This window comes from Massilia sp. LC238, assembly GCF_000735635.1.
Taxonomy (GTDB): Bacteria; Pseudomonadota; Gammaproteobacteria; order Burkholderiales; family Burkholderiaceae_D; genus Telluria; species Telluria varians.
Genome location: NZ_JNNN01000078.1, coordinates 289,695 through 307,487, shown reverse-complemented (window position 1 = coordinate 307,487; position 17,793 = coordinate 289,695). Strand labels below are relative to the sequence as shown.

Genomic DNA, 17,793 nt, shown 5'->3' with positions numbered 1-17,793 from the left:
CGCCTGAGCTTTCCGCTCAACCGTCCTTGTTGATGCGGTTGACGAGGGCGCCGAGCACGTCCTCGGCCATCTCGTTGTCCACCTGGCAGGTGCCGGCGTTCTCGTGCCCGCCCCCACCGTATTCCAGCATCAGGGCGCCGATGTTGGTGTTCGAGGTCCGGTTCAGGATCGACTTGCCGGTGGCGAACACGGTGTTCTGCTGCCTGACGCCCCACAGCACGTGGATCGAGATATTCGTCTCGGGGAACAGGGCGTAGATGATGAAGCGGTTCCCGGCATAGATCACCTCCTCGCTGCGCAGGTCGAGCACCACCAGGTTCCGGTGGACGCGGGCGCAGCGCCGGATCTGCTCCTTGCAACGCTCGCTGTGCTCGAAGTACAGCGAGGTGCGCTCGCGTACGTCGGGCAGCTCCATGATTTTCTCGATCGGATGCTCTGCGCAGTAATCGATCAGGGCCATCATCAGCTGGTAATTGGAGATGCGGAAGTCGTGGAAGCGTCCCAGGCCGGTGCGCGCGTCCATCAGGAAGTTCAGCAGGTTCCAGCCCTGCGGGAACAGCACCTCATCGCGCGAGAAGCGGGCCGAGTCGCCCTTGTCGACCGCCGCCATCATCTCGTTCCAGGCGGCCGGGAAGGTCCGGGCGCCGCCGTAGTGGTCGTAGACCACCCGCGCCGCCGAGGGCGCCGCGGGATGGATGACGTGGTTGTCGCGCCTGCCCGTGTTGCGGATGGTCTCGGACAGGTGGTGGTCGAACACCAGGTGGGCCGCCGGCACATAAGGCAGGTTGGTCGTGATGTCGCGCCCACTGATGGCGATCTTGCCGTCCTGCATGTCTTTCGGATGCACGAACAGGATGTCGTCGATCAGGTCGAGGTGCTTGAGCAGCACCGCGCACACCAGGCCGTCGAAGTCGCTGCGGGTCACGAGTCGGAATTTTTGCTGGTCGGCTGACATCGGCACTTCCTTTCTGGAGTCGGAAAGCGAAACTGCGGTCCAAAAGACATACCTTGCAACGTTTCCGCCTGTCAGCATTTGCGATGGCGCATCCTGGCAAAGCTGGACGCAATCCATTCCCCGGATCGTGCAGACTGTCGCACGGCGCTGGCCACCAGGGGCGGCAAGGCGTAAAGTTGCATCATCCCAACAGTCGTAGATGCCGGCAATGTTGTATTTCCGGCATGCGCAGGTGGCGACGAGGTACACTCGCCGCTTGCACCAATAGCGAAGATCGATATGCAAGCCAGGAACACCAATCCGCATTATTTCTCGAGCGTCCTGTCGTGGCTCTACCGCGGCTTCGACGCCGTGGCGACCTGGGTTACCCAGCTGTCGTGGTGGAAGTTTTTCCTGTTTGCGATCCTGACCCTGACCGCCGGGGCCATCCTGCAGGAGGAACTGTTCTCCGGGCCGGCCGAAGAATACGTGTCGCGCGCCGAACGCGAGCGGCGCGGCGGCGACGCCGCCATCCTGATCGACGAGAGCGGCATCCGCTTCCATCCGCGTAACCGGCCGCGCAACGCGACGCCGTCGGAGCCGCCCGCGCCGCAGGATCCCGAAGGCGCACCGGACGCGCCCGATGCGCCATCCGCCCCGTCGGCAGCGCCGGCGCCGAGCGCGCCGCCCGCCGCGGCCGCGGGCAGCAGCGGCGAATCGGTCCACATCGAATTGCCGCCGCAGATCAGCGAAGAACTGTCGAACGCGATCGACGCCGCCGTGGAAGACGCCGCCGAGCAGAAGGTGTCGCGCTACCACAAGCAGGCGTCGACCTGGTTCATGAACTTCGTGCTGCTGTTCGTGCTGGCCCTGTTCGGCACCAAGGCCCTGGTCGGCGGCAAGAAGCGCGCCGAAGCGCAATCGGAGCTGGCCAACGCGGCGGCCGAGCGCGAAGCCATGCAGCGCCAGCTGTCGGAAACCAAGATGCAAATGATGCAGGCCCAGGTCGAGCCGCACTTCCTGTTCAACACCCTGGCCTCGGTCGAGCACCTGATCCAGGTCGACCCGCCGCGCGCCTCGGCCATGCAGCGCAGCCTGATCCAGTACCTGCGCGCGGTGCTGCCGCAGATGCGCGACAACGCCGTCGTCACCGGCCTCGGGCGCGAAATGGACATGGTCACGGCCTACCTGGCCCTGCTCAAGATGCGCATGGAAGAGCGCCTGACGGTGGTGATGCAGGTGCCGGAAGGCCTGCGCAGCGCGGCCTTCCCGCCGATGATGCTGCAATCGATGGTCGAGAACGCGATCAAGCACGGCCTCGAATGCAAGCCGGAAGGCGGCACCCTCAAGATCCAGGCCGAAGTGGTCGACAGCAAGCTGCTCGTCACCGTCACCGACGACGGCGTCGGCTTCGGGGTGGTGCCGAGCGACGGCACCGGCCTCGGGCTGCAGACCATCCGCGACCGCCTCAAGCTGCTGCACGGCGACGCCGGCCAGCTGCACATCGCGGCCAACAGCCCGAGCGGCGTGATCGCCATGATCGAGGTGCCTTACCAGCTCGCCAGGGCGGGCTGACCCGCCGTGCATGGCTGCGGGCCGGCGCCTCCCCAGGAGCTTGCCTGCCGCGCTGTTTCATTGAATAATCAATCAATAATCACATAGCTACAGGGACAAGCATGCCTACCGCACCTACCGCGATCATCGCCGACGACGAACGACTCATGCGCGACCAGCTGCGCCTGCGCCTGTCCGAGGCCTGGCCGGAGCTCGACATCATTGGCGAAGCCAAGAACGGCGAGGAAGCGGTGGAACTGGTCGAGCAGCTCAAGCCGGACCTGACCTTCCTCGACATCCGCATGCCCGGCAAGACCGGCATGGAAGCGGCGCGCGACATCGGCGACCGCAGCCAGATCGTGTTCGTCACCGCCTACGACCAGTATGCGGTGGAAGCCTTCGAGCGCGGCGCCATCGACTACGTGCTCAAGCCCACCGAGCCGGAGCGCCTGAAGGTCACCGTCGACCGCCTGAAGCAGCGCCTGGAGCGTCCGAACGAAAAAGCCAGCGTCAACGACAGCGTGCAGGCCATGCTGTCGCAACTGGCCGAGAAGATCGCCTCTCCGAAGCCCAAGCACCTGCAGTGGATCCAGGCCAGCATCGGCCAGGACCTGCGCATGATTCCGGTGGAGGATATCCTGTTCTTCCGCTCGGACGAAAAATACACCTGCGTGCAGACCGCCGGCTTCGAGGCCCTGATCCGCAAGCCGGTGCGCGACCTGGCCGAAGAGCTCGACCCCTCGCTGTTCTGGCAGATCCACCGCGCCACCCTGGTCAACGTCAATGCGATCGAAGGCGTGACGCGCGACATCCGCGGACGGCACCTGGTGCTGGTCAAGGGGCGTCCGGAGAAGCTGGAAGTGAGCCGCAGCTTCCTGCACCTGTTCAAGCAGATGTAATTCCGGCGGCGCCCGTGCGCGCCCGTCCTGTCGAATGTCGTACAGTCAAGTTTTACGAACTCGACAGGATGAACCATGAGGAATTCGCGCAAGGACACCCTGCTGCTGGCCGCCGGCGTGCTCGGCGCCTTCGGCGCCGGACTGGCCGCCGGCCGGCGCATCGCCCGGACCGCTCCCGCTACCCACGCCAATCGCGATGAGGGCTTGCCGCGCGCCGGCCTGCTCGACACGCTCGCCCTCGGGCTCGAGGTCTTCGCCCCGGTGGTGGCGCAGGGCGTGATCATCCGCCGTCCGCCAATGATGGCCCTGGCCCAGCGCTTCGACACCCACCGCCGCGCCATCCGGCGCATGCAGAAGCTGCGCGACATGTACGGCCCCGGTCCCCTGATGCTGCCGCTGCCGATCCGCAAGCAGGCGGTGGTGCTGGATCCGGCCCACGCCCAGCGCGTGCTGGACGAGTCGCCGGTTCCGTTCTCCGCCGTCAGCACCGAAAAGCGCGCCGCGCTCTCGCACTTCGAACCGAAGGGCGTGCTGCTGTCGACCGGTCCCGAGCGCGCCGACCGGCGCCGCTTCAACGAGGCCGCGCTCGACACCGCGCATCCGATGCACCGGATGGCCGCCAGCTTCCTGCCCATCGTCGAGGAAGAAGCGGCGCGCATGCTGGCGCAGGCCGGCGGCACGCTCGACTGGACAACCTGGTCCGAAGGCTGGTACCGCCTGATCCGGCGCGTGGTACTGGGCAACAGCGCCGCCGATGACCAGGAACTGCAGGCCCTGATCGTGCGCCTGCGCGGGGCCGCCAACTGGGCCGGCTTCCACCCGAAGATGCCTGCCAAGCGCGAGCGTTTCCTGGCGCGCATCCAGATGTACCTCGAGCGCGCCGAGCCGGGCAGCCTGGCCGGCTACATGGCCGGGATCGCGCGCAGCGCCACGACCGCGCCGCGCCAGCAGGTGCCGCAATGGCTGTTTGCCTTCGACGCCGCCGTGATGGCGAGTTTCCGCGCCCTGGCCCTGCTGGCCAGCCATCCGGGACAGCTGGCGCGCGCCCGCGAGGAGATCGCGGCGCGCCAGGCCGGGCAGCCCCTGCCCTTCCTGCGCGCCTGCATGCTGGAAGCGCTGCGCCTGTGGCCGACCACGCCCATGGTGCTGCGCCAGAGCACGTCCGAGACGCGCTGGGAGCACGGCAGCATGCCGGCCGACACCGGCGTCCTGATCCACGCGCCCTTCTTCCACCGCGACGATACCCGCCTGGAGCATGCCGACCGCTTTACGCCGGAGCTGTGGCTGGACGGCCGGACCGCCGGCCAGGACTGGCCGCTGATCCCCTTCAGCGACGGCCCGGTGATGTGCCCGGGGCGCCACCTGGTGCTGATGCTGAGCAGCGCCATGCTGGCCACCTTGCTCGGCGCTCGCCCGCTGGCGCAGACCGGGGGGCTGGCGCCCGATCCGCAGCGGCTGCCGGGAACGCTGGACAATTTTGCGCTGCGCTTCCGGCTAGGCTAGAACGGCCTTGTGTGGCCTCAATCCGCTGTGCGCCGCCGCGCCGTAATGTAGAGCTCCCGGCCTCCAGGCCTTTCCTTTCAGCTTCTGCATGAGCATTCAGCGGCCACCACAGCGGCGCCTGCGCCGGCGCCGTCCGGGCACGGCGGTTCTCGTGTTCTCCTTCCTGGGCGGGTATTGCGCCGGCCGGGCGGTCGCGGCGCTGCGCAGTGCGCGCGAGGTGCATCGCCCCATGCGCGCCTTCGACGGCCGCCGCATCGTGCACAGCGCCAGCGACGCCATCCTCTCGATCGACGAAGAGGCCATGATCCTGTTCGCCAACCCGGCCGCGGCCCAGATGTTCGCCAGCAGCGTCGGCGCCATGCAGGGCAGCTCGCTGGCACGCTTCATCCAGGCGCCGGTGCGCAATGCCAGGACCCCCTGCGACTACTTTCCCGCCGGCGGCGGGCGCGCGGGGCGGCGCGCCACCGACTACGCCGTCACCGGCATCCGCGCCAACGGCCAGCTGTTCCCGATCGAGGGCTCGATCTCCACCGTCGAGCACGACGGGCACGAAGTCTGCACCGTGATCCTGCGCGACGTCTCCGAGCGCCACCTGGTGCAGCAGAAGCTGGCGCGCTCGCACGACCAGCTGCGCCAGCTTTCCTCGGCGCTGCAGACCATCCGCGAAGAAGAACGCACCCACATCGCGCGCGAACTGCACGACGACCTCGGACAACTGCTGGCCTCGCTGCGCATGGACCTGACCCTGCTGCAGGGGAACGCCAGGCTGCCCGAGCCGAGCCAGCGCCTGATCGAGGGCATGGAAACCAACCTGATGATGGCGATCGCCTCGCTGCGCCGCATCGCCACCAACCTGCGCCCGCGCGCGCTCGACGAAGGCGGCCTGTATTTCGCGCTGCAGGGCTTGCGCGACGACTTCGTCGAACGCCACGGAATCGCCTGCGCCCTGCTGGCCGACGAAGCCGAACTGCGCCTGGACGATACCGCCAGCACCGCCGTGTTCCGCATCGTGCAAGAGGCGCTCACCAACATCGCGCGCCACGCGGGGGCGACCCAGGTCGTGCTCAAGCTCGACCGCCTTGATGACGAACTGCTCCTGACCATCCGCGACGACGGCCGCGGCATTCGCTCCGAAGACATGGAAAAGAAGGAATCGCTGGGCCTGGTGGGCATGCGCGAACGGGTCTGGGCCATGCACGGCGAGATCACCATCAGCAGCGAAGGCATGTCCGGCACCACCATCGAGATCGCGCTGCCGCTGGCCGGCCGCATCATCGGGGAGGACGCCGCCAGCTAGCGCCAGCCGCCTTGCCCCTTTGGCATAACAAGATGTCACATAGCAACATGTCATTAAGTCGACATATTCGCTAGGTAAGATCCGCGTCGATCTGAGTTTATTGAGAACTCGACATCCTGTCCAAACCAAAGGAGCTCTTCATGAAGTTCAAGTACCTGGCAGCTGCGCTGCTGTCTTCCCTGCCGCTGTTCGCCAACGCCCAGACCAACGTCCAGATCTACGGCGTGATGGATGCGGCAATCGGCGTGGAAGACACCGACGCACCGGGTGAAGACAGCCGCACCGTGATCAACTCGGGCAACCAGTCGAGCAGCCGGATCGGCTTCCGTGGCACCGAAGATCTGGGCAATGGCCTGAAAGCACTGTTCAACATCGAAGCGGGCGTTGCCCTGGATACCGGCGCCGCCGATTCGACGATGTTCGGCCGCCGCGCCGTGGTCGGCCTGCAGGGCAGCTTCGGCACCCTGACCGTGGGCCGCGAATACAGCCCGATCGCCGCCGTGGCAGCCGCCACCGACGCCCTGGGCCAGGGCCTGTACGGCAGCAACCTGTCGGCCTTCACCAGCGGCCGCCTGACCCGCCGCCTGGCCAATTCGGTCAACTACAAGAGCAACGCAGCGGGCGGCTTCACCGTCAACGCCGCCTACTCGACCGGCGAAAAAAGCGTCGATCCGTCGGGCGACCTGATGGGCGTGTCGCTGGAATACAAGAACGGCGGCCTGTACCTGGGCGCCGGCTACCACCAGCTCGAGCGCCTGGCGACCGGCGACGACAAGGAATACGCCTTCGGCGCGGGCTACAGCTTCGGCGCCTTCGAAGTGAAGGGCAACTACCTGGTCGCGAACCCGACCGGCGCCAACAACGAGTACAAGAACGCCAACCTGGGCGGCACCTACACTGCCGGCCCGGGCAAGTTCCTCGTCAATTTCCAGCAGCAAAAGCTTGAAAACGGCGCCAAGGGCAATACCGTGTCGGTGGGTTATACCTACGCGCTGTCGAAGCGCACCAACATCTACACGACCTATGCCCAGCTGCGCAACAACGGCCGCGCCGCCTTCGGCATCACCTCGTCGTCGGTGACCGTGGCGCCGCCGGCGACCGCGCTGGGCGCCGACCCGCGCGTGTTCAACGTGGGTATCCGCCACTCGTTCTAAGCAAGGCTTGCGGCGCAGCGCCGCATGCCTCGGGAAGGCCGGCATTGCCGGCCTTTTTTTCATGCTTGTCCCGGCGCCGAGCCGGAGTGCACCGCCCTCGTCCCGTGCTTGACCCGCTGACCATGCGTGGCGCAAGCGAATCTGGCCTAATTTTCAAGTTTAATACGTTTGCTACATCGATGCGGTGGTTCGCAGGCTGTGGCACGCATGCACCTCAAAATCCGTGCACACAATTGAAAAATTATCGAATTCCCAACATTGCTTCCGGTATGATCGTCGGCAAATTTCGCAAATCTTGTTCTGGCTCTCGACGATAAGGGGGGTAGCAAATGACACGAAAGTCACAGCGGTTCAACGGAGCCATGAACGTTTCCATCAATGGTTTCGCCCTGGCCCCAGGCGCGCAAGCCGATCCACACGGCGTGCTCGCGCTGCGCGAGCGCGTCGAAGAGCGCCTGGCCTTCCTGCTGGCCGAGTCCGGCGACCAGGCCGACCTGCTGGGTGCGGCCATGCGCGCGGGCGCCCTGGGCGCGGGCAAGCGCATGCGTCCGCTGCTGGTGATGCTGGTGGCGCGCGACCTCGGCTGCAATTCGCCGGCACTGGCCGACGTCGCCTGCGCCGTCGAAATGGTGCATGCGGCATCGCTGGTGCTCGACGACCTGCCCTGCATGGACAATGCCCAGCTGCGGCGCGGCAAGCCGGCCGTCCATGTCCAGTACGGCGAAGATGTCGCCATCCTGGCATCGGTCGCCTTGCTGAGCCGTGCCTTCGGCGTGCTGGCGGGCGCCGCCGACATCCCGCCGGTCACGCGTGCCCGCCTGGTCGCCAAGCTGGCCGAGACCGTCGGCACCCAGGGACTGGTGCGCGGCCAGTTCCAGGACCTGCATGGCGGCGCGCGTACCCTGGACGCGATCGCCACCACCAATGAACTCAAGACCGGGGTGCTGCTCGGCGTCGCCGTCGACATGGCGGCCATCATCTGCCAGGCCGACGAGCGCGTGGCGGCCTCGCTGCGCGCCTTCGCGTTGGCGGCGGGCCATGCCTTCCAGATCCGCGACGACCTGATCGACCTGCCGGGCAAGGACCTGGCCCTCACCGGCATGGAGAGCGGCAAGGACACCGGCAAGGACCTCGGCAAGGCCACCGTGCTGGCCTCGCTCGGCGTCGAGGAAACGCAGCGGCGCCTGGCCAGGCACCTGCACGAGGCGCAGCAGCACCTGGTGGCCGCCCTCGGTCCCAAGGCGGCAACCTGCCTGTTCGTGGAAAGCCTGTTCGCACCTGGCCGCGCCCGCAAGCACTTTGCCGCCGAGACTCCCGCGGCCGGCGTCGATGCCGCGCGCAGCCGCGAAGCCGTGGTGAACTGAAAGCCGGAAGACATCACATGGCGCACTTCGGGGTCGTCGCACCCGCGTTCTACAGCCATTTCAGCGCCCTGGGCGCGCTTGCCGGCGAGCTGGTGCAGCGTGGCCACCGCGTCAGCTTCGTGCACCGCCCGGATGCGCGCGCCTATGTCGCCGATCCGCGCATCGGCTTCCATGCGGTAGGCGCCGCCACCCATCCGCCCGGCTCGCTGGACGCCGTGCTGCGCCGCGCCGCCAACCCCGGCAGTCCCCTCGGCCTGCGCCGCGTCATCCTCGACATGGCGGGCAGCACCGACATGCTGTGCCGCGAACTGCCGCGCGCCATCGACGCGCTCGGGATCGACGCCCTCATCGCCGACCAGATGGAAGCGGCCGGCGCTCTGGTGGCCGAGGGACTCGGACTGCCCTTCGTCTCAGTGGCCTGCGCGCTGCCGGTCAACCGCGAGCCAGGCATCCCGCTGCCCGTCATGCCCTTCGACTATGCCGAGGACGAGCGCGCCCGCGCCATCTACGAGGGCAGCACCCGCGTCTACGACTGGATGATGACGCCGCACCGCCGCAGCATCGAAGCCAATGCGCGCCGCCTCGGCCTGCCGGCCCGCGATGCCCTGCACGACTGCCTGTCGCCCCTGGCCCAGGTCAGCCAGACGGTGGCCGCCTTCGACTTCCCGCGCCGCGCCTTGCCGCCGCACTTCCACCATGTCGGGCCGCTGCGCCCCACCGGCGCGCATCCCGGCAGCGCGAACCGGCACTTCATGCCCGCGATCGCGGCCGGCAAGCCCTTCGTATTCGCCTCGCTCGGCACCATGCAGGGCGGACGCCTGGCGCTGTTCAAGCGTATTGCGCGGGCCTGCCGCGCGCTCGACGCGCAGCTGCTGGTCGCCCACTGCGGCGGCCTGGATGCGCAACAGGAGCGCGCCCTGGAGGCGGCCGGCGCGACCTGGGTCTGCGGCTTCGCCAACCAGCAGGCGGTCCTCGAGCGCGCCGACGCCGTGGTCTCGCATGCCGGTTCGAACACCATCATGGACGCGATCGCCGCGCGCACCCCGATCCTGGCCCTGCCGATCGCCTTCGACCAGCCCGGCACCGCGGCGCGCATCGTCCACACGGGCATCGGCCTGAAAGCCTCGGCGCGCCTGAGCGGCAGCGCCCGGCTGGCGCGCCTGCTGCGCCGCCTGCTCGACGAGGACGGCTTCCGCACCCGCCTGGACGCCATGGCCGAGAGCGTGGCCAGTGCCGGCGGCACGGTGCGCGCGGCCGACATCATCGAGGCGGCGCTGCAGCGCGGGCGCCGGCCGCTTGCCATGGATGCGGCTAGCCTTGGATAAGCCCATGCCCGACTACGACCTGGTGCTGGCCGGCGGCGGACTCGCCAACGGCCTGCTGGCCTGGCGCCTGCGCAGCCTGCGACCGGAGCTGCGCATCCTGCTGCTGGAAAGCGGCGCTCACATTGGCGGCAACCACACCTGGTCCTTCCACGACAGCGACCTTCAGCCCGCCCAGCGCGCCTGGATCGCCCCGCTCGTCACGCAACGCTGGCCGCGCTACGACGTCGCCTTCCCCGAGCTGGCGCGCACGCTCGAAGGCGGCTACGCCAGCATCGCCTCCAGCGATTTCGCGCGCGTCATCGAGCCGGCGCTCGGCGCCGCCCTGCTCACCCGCGTGCGCATCGCGTCGCTCACGCCGGCCAGCGTGCGCCTGGCGGACGGCCAGACCATCCACGCGCGCGCCGTCATCGACGGGCGCGGCATGCGTCCCAGCGGCCATCTGTCGCTCGGCTACCAGACCTTCCTGGGCCAGGAGCTGCGCCTGGCCGCGCCGCACGGCCTGGCCCATCCGGTCATCATGGATGCGGGGGTCGAGCAGCAAGGCGGCTACCGCTTCGTCTACCTGCTGCCCTTCGGCCCGGACCGGCTGCTGGTCGAGGACACCCACTACGTCGACAGCGCCGCCTGGCAGCCCGAGCGGCTGCGCGCCAACATCGCGGCCTACGTGGCCGCGCGCGGCTGGCAGGTAGCCGAGGTGCTGCGCGAGGAACACGGCTCGCTGCCGATCGTGCTGGCCGGCGACTTCGACGCCTTCTGGGACGAGCTGGCCGGGCAGCCCAGCAGCGGCCTGCGCGCCGGCCTGTTCCATCCGACCACCGGCTATTCGCTGCCGCACGCGGTGCGCCTGGCCGAGCACATCGCGGCCTTGGGCGCGTTCGGGGCGCCGCAGCTGTTCGCGGCGATCCGCATGGAAGCGCGGCGCGAATGGCAGGGCCAGCGCTTCTTCCGCCTGCTCAACCGCATGCTCTTCCTCGCCGGCCGCCCGGAGCAGCGCTGGCGCGTGATGCAGCGCTTCTACCGCCTGCCGGCGCCGCTGATCGCGCGCTTCTATGCCGGGCGGCCGCGCCTGGCCGACAAGGCGCGGGTCCTCAGCGGCAAACCGCCGGTGCCGGTGGCGCAAGCCCTGGCGGCGGCATGCAAGATTCACCCCGACCAGATCAGGAAACCCGCATGACTCAGTTCACAAGCGATCGTATCGAACAAGGAAAACAGGCCGTGGTGATCGGCGCCGGCTTCGGCGGCCTCGCGCTCGCCATCCGGCTGCAGGCCAGCGGCATGCAGGTCACGCTGCTGGAAAAGCGCGACAAGCCGGGCGGCCGCGCCTATGTCTACGAGGACGAAGGCTTCGTGTTCGACGCCGGGCCGACCGTCATCACCGATCCCTCCTGCATCGAGGAGCTGTTCACGCTGGCCGGCAAGCGCCTGTCCGACTACGTCGAGCTGTTGCCGGTGACGCCCTTCTACCGCCTGTGCTGGGAAGATGGCAGCCACTTCGACTACGCCAACGACCAGGAGGCGCTCGACCGCCAGATCCACGCGCGCAACCCGCAGGACGTGGAAGGCTACCGCCGCTTCCTGGCCTATTCGAAGGCCGTGTTCGACGAGGGCTACCTGAAGCTCGGCGCCGTGCCCTTCCTCTCCTTCCGCGACATGATCGCGGCCGGCCCGCAGCTGGCGCGCCTGCAGGCCTGGCGCAGCGTGTACAGCCTGGTGGCGAAATTCATCCAGGACGAGCAGCTGCGCCAGGCCTTCTCCTTCCACTCGCTGCTGGTGGGCGGCAACCCGTTCGCCACGAGTTCGATCTACACGCTCATCCACGCCCTGGAGCGGCAATGGGGCGTGTGGTTCCCGCGCGGCGGCACCGGCGCCCTGGTGCGCGGCATGGTCAGGCTGTTCCAGGACATCGGCGGGCGCATCGAGTTGAATGCGCCGGTGGCGCAGATCGAAGCCTCCGGCAACCGGGTGACCGGGGTGCGGGTGGAGGACGGCCGCCTGTTTGGCGCCGATGCTGTGGCCTCGAACGCCGACGTGGTGCACACCTATGCCAGGCTGCTCGGCCAGCACCCGCGCGGCAAGGCCGAAGGCGCGGCGCTGCAGAAGAAACGCTTCAGCAATTCGCTGTTCGTGCTCTACTTCGGCCTGGACAAGCACCACGAGCAGTTGCAGCACCATACGGTCTGCTTCGGCCCGCGCTACCGCGAGCTGATCAAGGACATCTTCCAGGGACAGGAACTGGCCGAGGACTTCTCGCTCTACCTGCACGCGCCCTGCGTCACCGACCCGTCGCTGGCCCCGCCCGGCTGCGGCAGCCACTACGTGCTGGCGCCGGTGCCGCACCTGGGCAACGCGCCGATCGACTGGTCCGTGGAGGGTCCGCGCTACCGCGACCGCATCTTCGACTACCTCGAACAGCGCTACATGCCGGGCCTGCGCAGCCAACTCGTCACCAGCCGCTTCTTCACCCCGATCGACTTCCGCGACCAGCTCAATGCCCACCTGGGCTCGGCCTTCTCGCTCGAGCCGATCCTGACCCAGAGCGCCTGGTTCCGTCCGCACAACCGCGACAGCGAACTCTCCAATCTCTACCTGGTGGGCGCCGGCACCCATCCGGGCGCCGGCGTGCCGGGCGTGATCGGCTCGGCCAAGGCGACCGCCGGCCTGATGCTCGGCGAAGCCGCGCAATCGCCGGTCGCCGCGCCGCGCGTGCAGGAGCTGCGGGCATGAGCGAAGCGCTGATGGACCACGCCACCCGCAGCATCGAAGTCGGGTCCAAGAGTTTTGCGGCGGCGGCGCGCCTGTTCGATCCGGCGACGCGGCGCAGCGTGCTGATGCTGTATGCCTGGTGCCGCCACTGCGACGACGTCGTCGACGGCCAGGAGCTCGGCTTCAACCTGCCGGGCGGCGCGCCGCCCGATGCCGCCGCCAAGCTGGCCGTGCTGGAAGACCAGACCCGGCGCGCCTACCTTGGCGAGCCGATGCGCGACCCGGCCTTTGCCGCCTTCCAGGAAGTGGCGCTGCGCCACCGCATCGACCCGCGCTTCGCGCTCGACCACCTGGCCGGCTTCGCGATGGACGTCCAGGAGATGCACTACGAAACCATCGAGGACACGCTGCGCTACTGCTACCACGTGGCCGGCGTGGTCGGCCTGATGATGGCCTCGATCATGGGTGCGCAGGAGCCGCGCGTGCTGGACCGCGCCTGCGACCTGGGCCTCGCCTTCCAGCTGACGAATATTGCGCGCGACATCGTCGAGGATGCCCGCATGGGGCGCTGCTACCTGCCGGCGCAATGGCTGCGCGAAGCCGGCATTCCGCCCCGCGAGCTGGCCGATCCGCGCTACCGCGCACAGCTGGCCAAGGTGGCGGCGCGCTTGGTGGACCACGCCGAACCCTACTACCACTCGGCCGGCGCAGGCATCGCCGCCCTGCCGCTGCGCTCGGCCTGGGCCATCGCCAGCGCGCGCAACGTGTATCGGCAGATCGGCATCGTGGTGAAACGGCGCGGCGCGCATGCCTGGGACGAGCGCGCCGGCACGGGCAAGGCGACCAAGCTGTGGCTGCTTGCCAAGGGCGCGGCAAGCGCCCTCGGTTCGCGCTTCAGTGGTCCTGCGGCGCTGCCGCGCGATCCGGCGCTGTGGCAGCGTCCTGGCGCCGCGGTGGACGCCCCCCGTGCTGCGCATGCAAGGCCTGCTTGAGCAGGTGGACCGGGGGCGCGTACAGGAAGCCGAAGGAGACGGCGCCGTCCTTGCCCTCGACCGCATGGTGCATGCGGTGCGCCTGGTACAGGCGCTTGAGGTAGCCACGCTTCGGCGTGTAGCGGAACGGCCAGCGCTGGTGCACCAGGCCGTCGTGGGCGACGAAGTACAGGGCGCCGTAGGCGGTCATGCCGGCGCCGATCCACTGCAGCGGCCAGGCGCCTTCGGTGCCGAACCAGATCAGGGCGATCGCCACGCCCGCGAACACCACGGCGTAGAGGTCGTTCTTCTCGAACCAGCCGCGATGTGGACCATGGGGCTCATGGTGCGAGCGGTGCCAGCCCCAGCCGAAGCCATGCATCACATACTTGTGCGCGACGATGGAAAACACTTCCATCAGCACGACGGTGAGCACGACGACGAGGGCATTGAGCAGCATGGCGAAAAAATGAGTTAAACGGATACATCGAGCCTACCACAGGCATCGCGCCGCACAAGTGCCGCACGCACCCTGCTGCGGTTCAGCGACGGTACAAGCATTCTTCATCAACGAAAGGACATCCATGCGTCACCTACTGCTTTCCTGCGCCCTGCTGCTGGCGCTGCCCGCATCCGCCGCCACGGTCGAAGTGCGGGTAACCAAGGTCGCCGGCGGCAAGGGCAAGATCAACGTCGCCGTGTGCGACCGCGAGCGCTTCCTCAAGCAGTGCGCCCACCACGCCTCGGTGCCGGCCCAGGCCGGCGAGACCGTGGTCGCTTTCCGCGACATCCCGCCCGGCACCTGGGCGGTGCTGGCCTACCAGGACGAGAACGGGAACAATCAGCTCGACCGCAACTTCCTCGGCATCCCCACGGAAAACTACGGCTTCAGCCGCGACGCCGCCGGCCGCTTCGGCCCGCCGGATTTCGACGACGCCGCCATCGAGGTGCGCGAAGGGACGACGGTGGCGCCGATCAAGCTGCACTGACGCACCGAAAGCGTGCCCGCGTGCCCCGCGGCGTCGCCCGCGGCCGCCTCCCGCGCACGATTCTAAGGCATGTCCGGCGAGCTCAAAAATAACGATAGGAATCGATTAACTCTTCAGGTATCTTTGCTATCCACGAGAGGCCGGGCAGCGTTTCCGGCCGTGTCCATCACACGAAGACGGGCCCACAAAGCCCGTATTTCCTTGCCACTGAGAAACAAGACAATGAATGAGTTGGTCAACACCCTGAACGAATATGTCTGGAGCACGGCGCTGATCGCGCTGTGCCTGGGCACCGGGCTGTATTTCTCCGTCCGATCGCGCTTCCTGCAATTGCGTCATTTGCGGGAAATGACCCGCCTGATGATGGACGGGAAAAGCTCCGACCAGGGTGTTTCGTCCTTCCAGGCGCTGACCATGACCCTGGCAGGCCGCGTCGGCACCGGCAACATCGCCGGCGTCGCCACCGCCATCACCTTCGGTGGTCCCGGCGCCGTGTTCTGGATGTGGATGATGGCCTTCCTGGGCGCGAGCTCGGCCTTCGTCGAGTCCACCCTCGGCCAGGTGTACAAGGAATCGATCAACAAGCAGTACCGCGGCGGCCCCGCCTTCTACATCGAGAAGGGCCTGGGCGTGAAGTGGTACGCCCTGCTGTTCGCGTTCGTGACCATCCTCGCGACCGGCGTGCTGCTGCCGGGCGTGCAGGCCAACTCGATCGCCGAAAGCCTGAAGACCGCCGCCGGCGTCGATACCACCGTCACCGGCGTGCTGCTGGCGATCGCGCTGGCCTTCATCATCTTCGGCGGCGTCAAGCGCATCGCGACCTTCGCCGAATACGTGGTGCCCTTCATGGCGCTCGGCTACATCGTGGTGGCCTGCATCATCGTGGCCCTGCACATCGAACAGCTGCCTGGCGTGCTGAGCCTGATCTTCAGCTCGGCCTTCGGCCTGGAAGCCGGTTTCGGCGCCATCATCGGCATGGCGATCCAGTGGGGCGTCAAGCGCGGCGTGTATTCGAACGAAGCCGGCCAGGGCACCGGCCCGCACGCCTCGTCGGCGGCGGAAGTGAGCCACCCGGCCAAGCAGGGCCTGGTGCAGGGTTTCTCGGTCTATGTCGACACCCTGTTCGTGTGCTCGGCCACCGCCTTCATGCTCCTGATTACCGGCCAGTACAACGTGCAGGCGCCGGACGGCAGCCCGATGTTCACCGGCGTGCAGGGCGTGGCGGCCGGACCGGGCTATGTCCAGACCGCGCTGGAGAACATCATGCCGGGCTTCGGTGCGCTGTTCGTCGCCATCGCCCTGCTGTTCTTCGCCTTCACGACGATCGTGGCCTACTACTACATCGCCGAAACCAACATCGCCTACATCAACCGCGCCACCAGCCGTCCCTGGATGGCCTTCGTGCTGAAGCTGTGCATGATCGCAGCGACCTTCTACGGCGCCATCAAGACCGCCGATGCGGCATGGGCGCTGGGCGACCTGGGCGTGGGCCTGATGGCCTGGCTGAACATCATCGCCATCCTCCTGATGCGTAACGTGGCCTTCAAGTGCCTGCGCGACTACGAGGCGCAGAAGGCGCAGGGCAAGGACCCGGTCTTCGATCCGGTGGCGCTGGGCATCAAGAACGCCGACTACTGGGTGCAGCGTAACAGCCAGGCGGCAGCGCAGGACAAGGCCGCCGAAACCGTCCGCTAAGCGCAGCAAGCCACGCCCGGCAACCCGGGCGTGGTATCATGGTCGCGGGTGATCGTGCCGGGCAAGGCACGACAGGATGCGCGATGGTCGGGCCGCCACGCGGCTTATTCGCGACCATCCCATGCACAGCATCCATCCCGTTTTCATCTCCCTTTGCCGTCATGCCGCCCCGGAGGCCGCATGATCCGCATCGAACGTCCCCTCTCGCTGAGCTTCAAGGAATTCTTCGAGTCGAGCAAGGCCGGCGGCATCGTCCTGATCCTCTGCACGATCCTCTCGCTGTCGATCGCCAACTCCACGCTCGGTCCCGCCTGGCTCGGCTTCTGGCACCAGGTCGTCGCCGGCCTGAGCATCGAGCACTGGGTCAACGACGCCCTGATGGCGATCTTCTTCCTGCTGATCGGCCTCGAGCTCAAGCGCGAACTGGTCAACGGCGAATTGTCCGACCTGAAGAACGCCATGCTGCCGATGCTGGCCGCCGCGGGCGGCATCGCGGTGCCGGCCCTGATCCACTTCGGCCTGAACGCCGGCAGCGCCACCCAGGCCGGCGTCGGCATTCCGATGGCGACCGATATCGCTTTTGCGCTCGGCGTGCTGGCCCTGCTGGGCAGCCGGGTGCCGGCCTCGCTCAAGATCTTCCTGACGGCCCTGGCGGTGATGGACGACCTGGGGGCGATCATCGTCATCGCCCTGTTCTATACCGCCGAGCTGTCCTTCCTCTACCTGCTGGGTGCACTGGCCGTGTTCGCCGGCCTGCTGGCGCTGAACCGCGTGTTGCGCGTGATGGCGCTGCTGCCGTACCTAGCAGGCGGCGCGCTGATGTGGTTCCTGATGCTCAAGTCCGGCGTGCACGCGACCATCGCGGGTGTCCTGCTGGCCTTCACGATTCCGTATTCAAGCAGGGAAGACGATGCGGAGTCGCCCTCGCACCGGCTGGAACACGTCCTGCACAAGCCGGTGACCTTCCTGATCCTGCCGATCTTCGCGCTGGCCAATACCGGCATCATCATCGGGGCCGGCTGGGAAACCGAACTCCTGAGCGCAAACAGCCTGGGCATCATCGCCGGCCTGGTGGTCGGCAAGCCGGTCGGCATCTTCCTGTTCAGTTTTGCGGCGGTCGCGCTCGGGCTGTGCCGGCTGCCGCTGGACCTGGCCTGGCGCCACATCCTGGGCGCCGGCCTGCTGGGCGGGATCGGTTTCACGATGTCGATCTTCATCACCAACCTGGCCTTCGTTGGCGCGGGCGACACCATCAATGCATCCAAGATGGCGATCCTGGTCGCTTCGCTGGTGGCGGGCGTTGCCGGCTTCACCTGGCTCAAGCTGCTGGGAGGCCCGCTGGCCACGGACCGCGATACCGATACGCTGGATTTCGAGGCGGACGAGCCGCCCCGCTAAGAGCAGC

15 protein-coding genes are annotated in these 17,793 nt (G+C 67.7%); 13 read left to right on the top strand and 2 right to left on the bottom strand.

The genetic code is table 11. The features are described from left to right. Window positions 1-16: 16 nt before the first annotated feature. A complete protein-coding gene (locus FG94_RS22620) occupies window positions 17-955 on the bottom strand; it encodes an exopolyphosphatase (protein ID WP_036216398.1) in 939 nt (312 codons plus the stop codon). 279 nt (window positions 956-1,234) lie between these two features. Here FG94_RS22620 and FG94_RS22615 point away from each other — a divergent pair, with 279 nt between their 5' ends. From FG94_RS22615 to crtB, 10 genes are all read left to right on the top strand, one after another. Continuing rightward, window positions 1,235-2,509, top strand: coding sequence for a sensor histidine kinase (locus FG94_RS22615; protein ID WP_036216396.1), 1,275 nt, complete (start codon window positions 1,235-1,237; stop codon window positions 2,507-2,509). A 101-nt stretch (window positions 2,510-2,610) separates the two neighbouring features. Beyond that, window positions 2,611-3,387, top strand: coding sequence for a LytTR family DNA-binding domain-containing protein (locus tag FG94_RS22610; RefSeq protein ID WP_036214541.1), 777 nt, complete (start codon window positions 2,611-2,613; stop codon window positions 3,385-3,387). Window positions 3,388-3,462: 75 nt separating this feature from the next. Continuing rightward, a complete protein-coding gene (locus FG94_RS22605; RefSeq protein ID WP_081926137.1) occupies window positions 3,463-4,890 on the top strand; it encodes a cytochrome P450 in 1,428 nt (475 codons plus the stop codon). 88 nt (window positions 4,891-4,978) lie between these two features. Continuing rightward, entirely contained in the window at window positions 4,979-6,187 is a 1,209-nt protein-coding gene (locus tag FG94_RS22600) for an ATP-binding protein (protein WP_036216393.1), read from the top strand. A gap of 140 nt (window positions 6,188-6,327) precedes the next feature. Next, window positions 6,328-7,341 carry a porin gene (locus FG94_RS22595; protein WP_036216390.1) on the top strand — a complete coding sequence of 338 codons (1,014 nt, stop codon included), beginning with the start codon at window positions 6,328-6,330 and terminating at the stop codon, window positions 7,339-7,341. A 362-nt stretch (window positions 7,342-7,703) separates the two neighbouring features. After that, a complete protein-coding gene (locus FG94_RS22590) occupies window positions 7,704-8,705 on the top strand; it encodes a polyprenyl synthetase family protein (protein ID WP_152571082.1) in 1,002 nt (333 codons plus the stop codon). 17 nt (window positions 8,706-8,722) lie between these two features. After that, entirely contained in the window at window positions 8,723-10,030 is a 1,308-nt protein-coding gene (locus tag FG94_RS22585) for a glycosyltransferase (RefSeq protein WP_036216388.1), read from the top strand. A 4-nt stretch (window positions 10,031-10,034) separates the two neighbouring features. Continuing rightward, window positions 10,035-11,204, top strand: a complete 1,170-nt coding sequence (gene crtY, locus FG94_RS22580) for a lycopene beta-cyclase CrtY (protein WP_229446036.1) — start codon at window positions 10,035-10,037, stop codon at window positions 11,202-11,204. Further along, a complete protein-coding gene (locus tag FG94_RS22575) occupies window positions 11,201-12,754 on the top strand; it encodes a phytoene desaturase (protein WP_051997009.1) in 1,554 nt (517 codons plus the stop codon). The genes crtY and FG94_RS22575 overlap by 4 nt, the downstream gene beginning before the upstream one ends. After that, window positions 12,751-13,725 (top strand): 15-cis-phytoene synthase CrtB, encoded by a 975-nt coding sequence (gene crtB / locus FG94_RS22570; protein ID WP_036216385.1) that lies wholly within the window; start codon window positions 12,751-12,753, stop codon window positions 13,723-13,725. The genes FG94_RS22575 and crtB overlap by 4 nt, the downstream gene beginning before the upstream one ends. Here the strand turns inward: crtB and FG94_RS22565 are convergent. Continuing rightward, entirely contained in the window at window positions 13,628-14,164 is a 537-nt protein-coding gene (locus tag FG94_RS22565) for a sterol desaturase family protein (RefSeq protein WP_036216383.1), read from the bottom strand. The genes crtB and FG94_RS22565 overlap by 98 nt on opposite strands. Before the next feature lie 124 nt (window positions 14,165-14,288). Between FG94_RS22565 and FG94_RS22560 the strand changes: the two genes are divergently transcribed. The 3 genes from FG94_RS22560 to nhaA all read left to right on the top strand — a co-directional run bounded on the left by FG94_RS22560 (window position 14,289) and on the right by nhaA (window position 17,786). Next, on the top strand, window positions 14,289-14,693 hold the full coding sequence (locus tag FG94_RS22560; protein ID WP_036216379.1) for a DUF2141 domain-containing protein: 405 nt from the start codon (window positions 14,289-14,291) through the stop codon (window positions 14,691-14,693). A 222-nt stretch (window positions 14,694-14,915) separates the two neighbouring features. After that, on the top strand, window positions 14,916-16,388 hold the full coding sequence (locus FG94_RS22555) for a sodium:alanine symporter family protein (RefSeq protein WP_036216376.1): 1,473 nt from the start codon (window positions 14,916-14,918) through the stop codon (window positions 16,386-16,388). Window positions 16,389-16,568: 180 nt separating this feature from the next. Beyond that, window positions 16,569-17,786 (top strand): Na+/H+ antiporter NhaA, encoded by a 1,218-nt coding sequence (gene nhaA / locus FG94_RS22550; RefSeq protein ID WP_036216373.1) that lies wholly within the window; start codon window positions 16,569-16,571, stop codon window positions 17,784-17,786. Window positions 17,787-17,793: the final 7 nt, after the last annotated feature.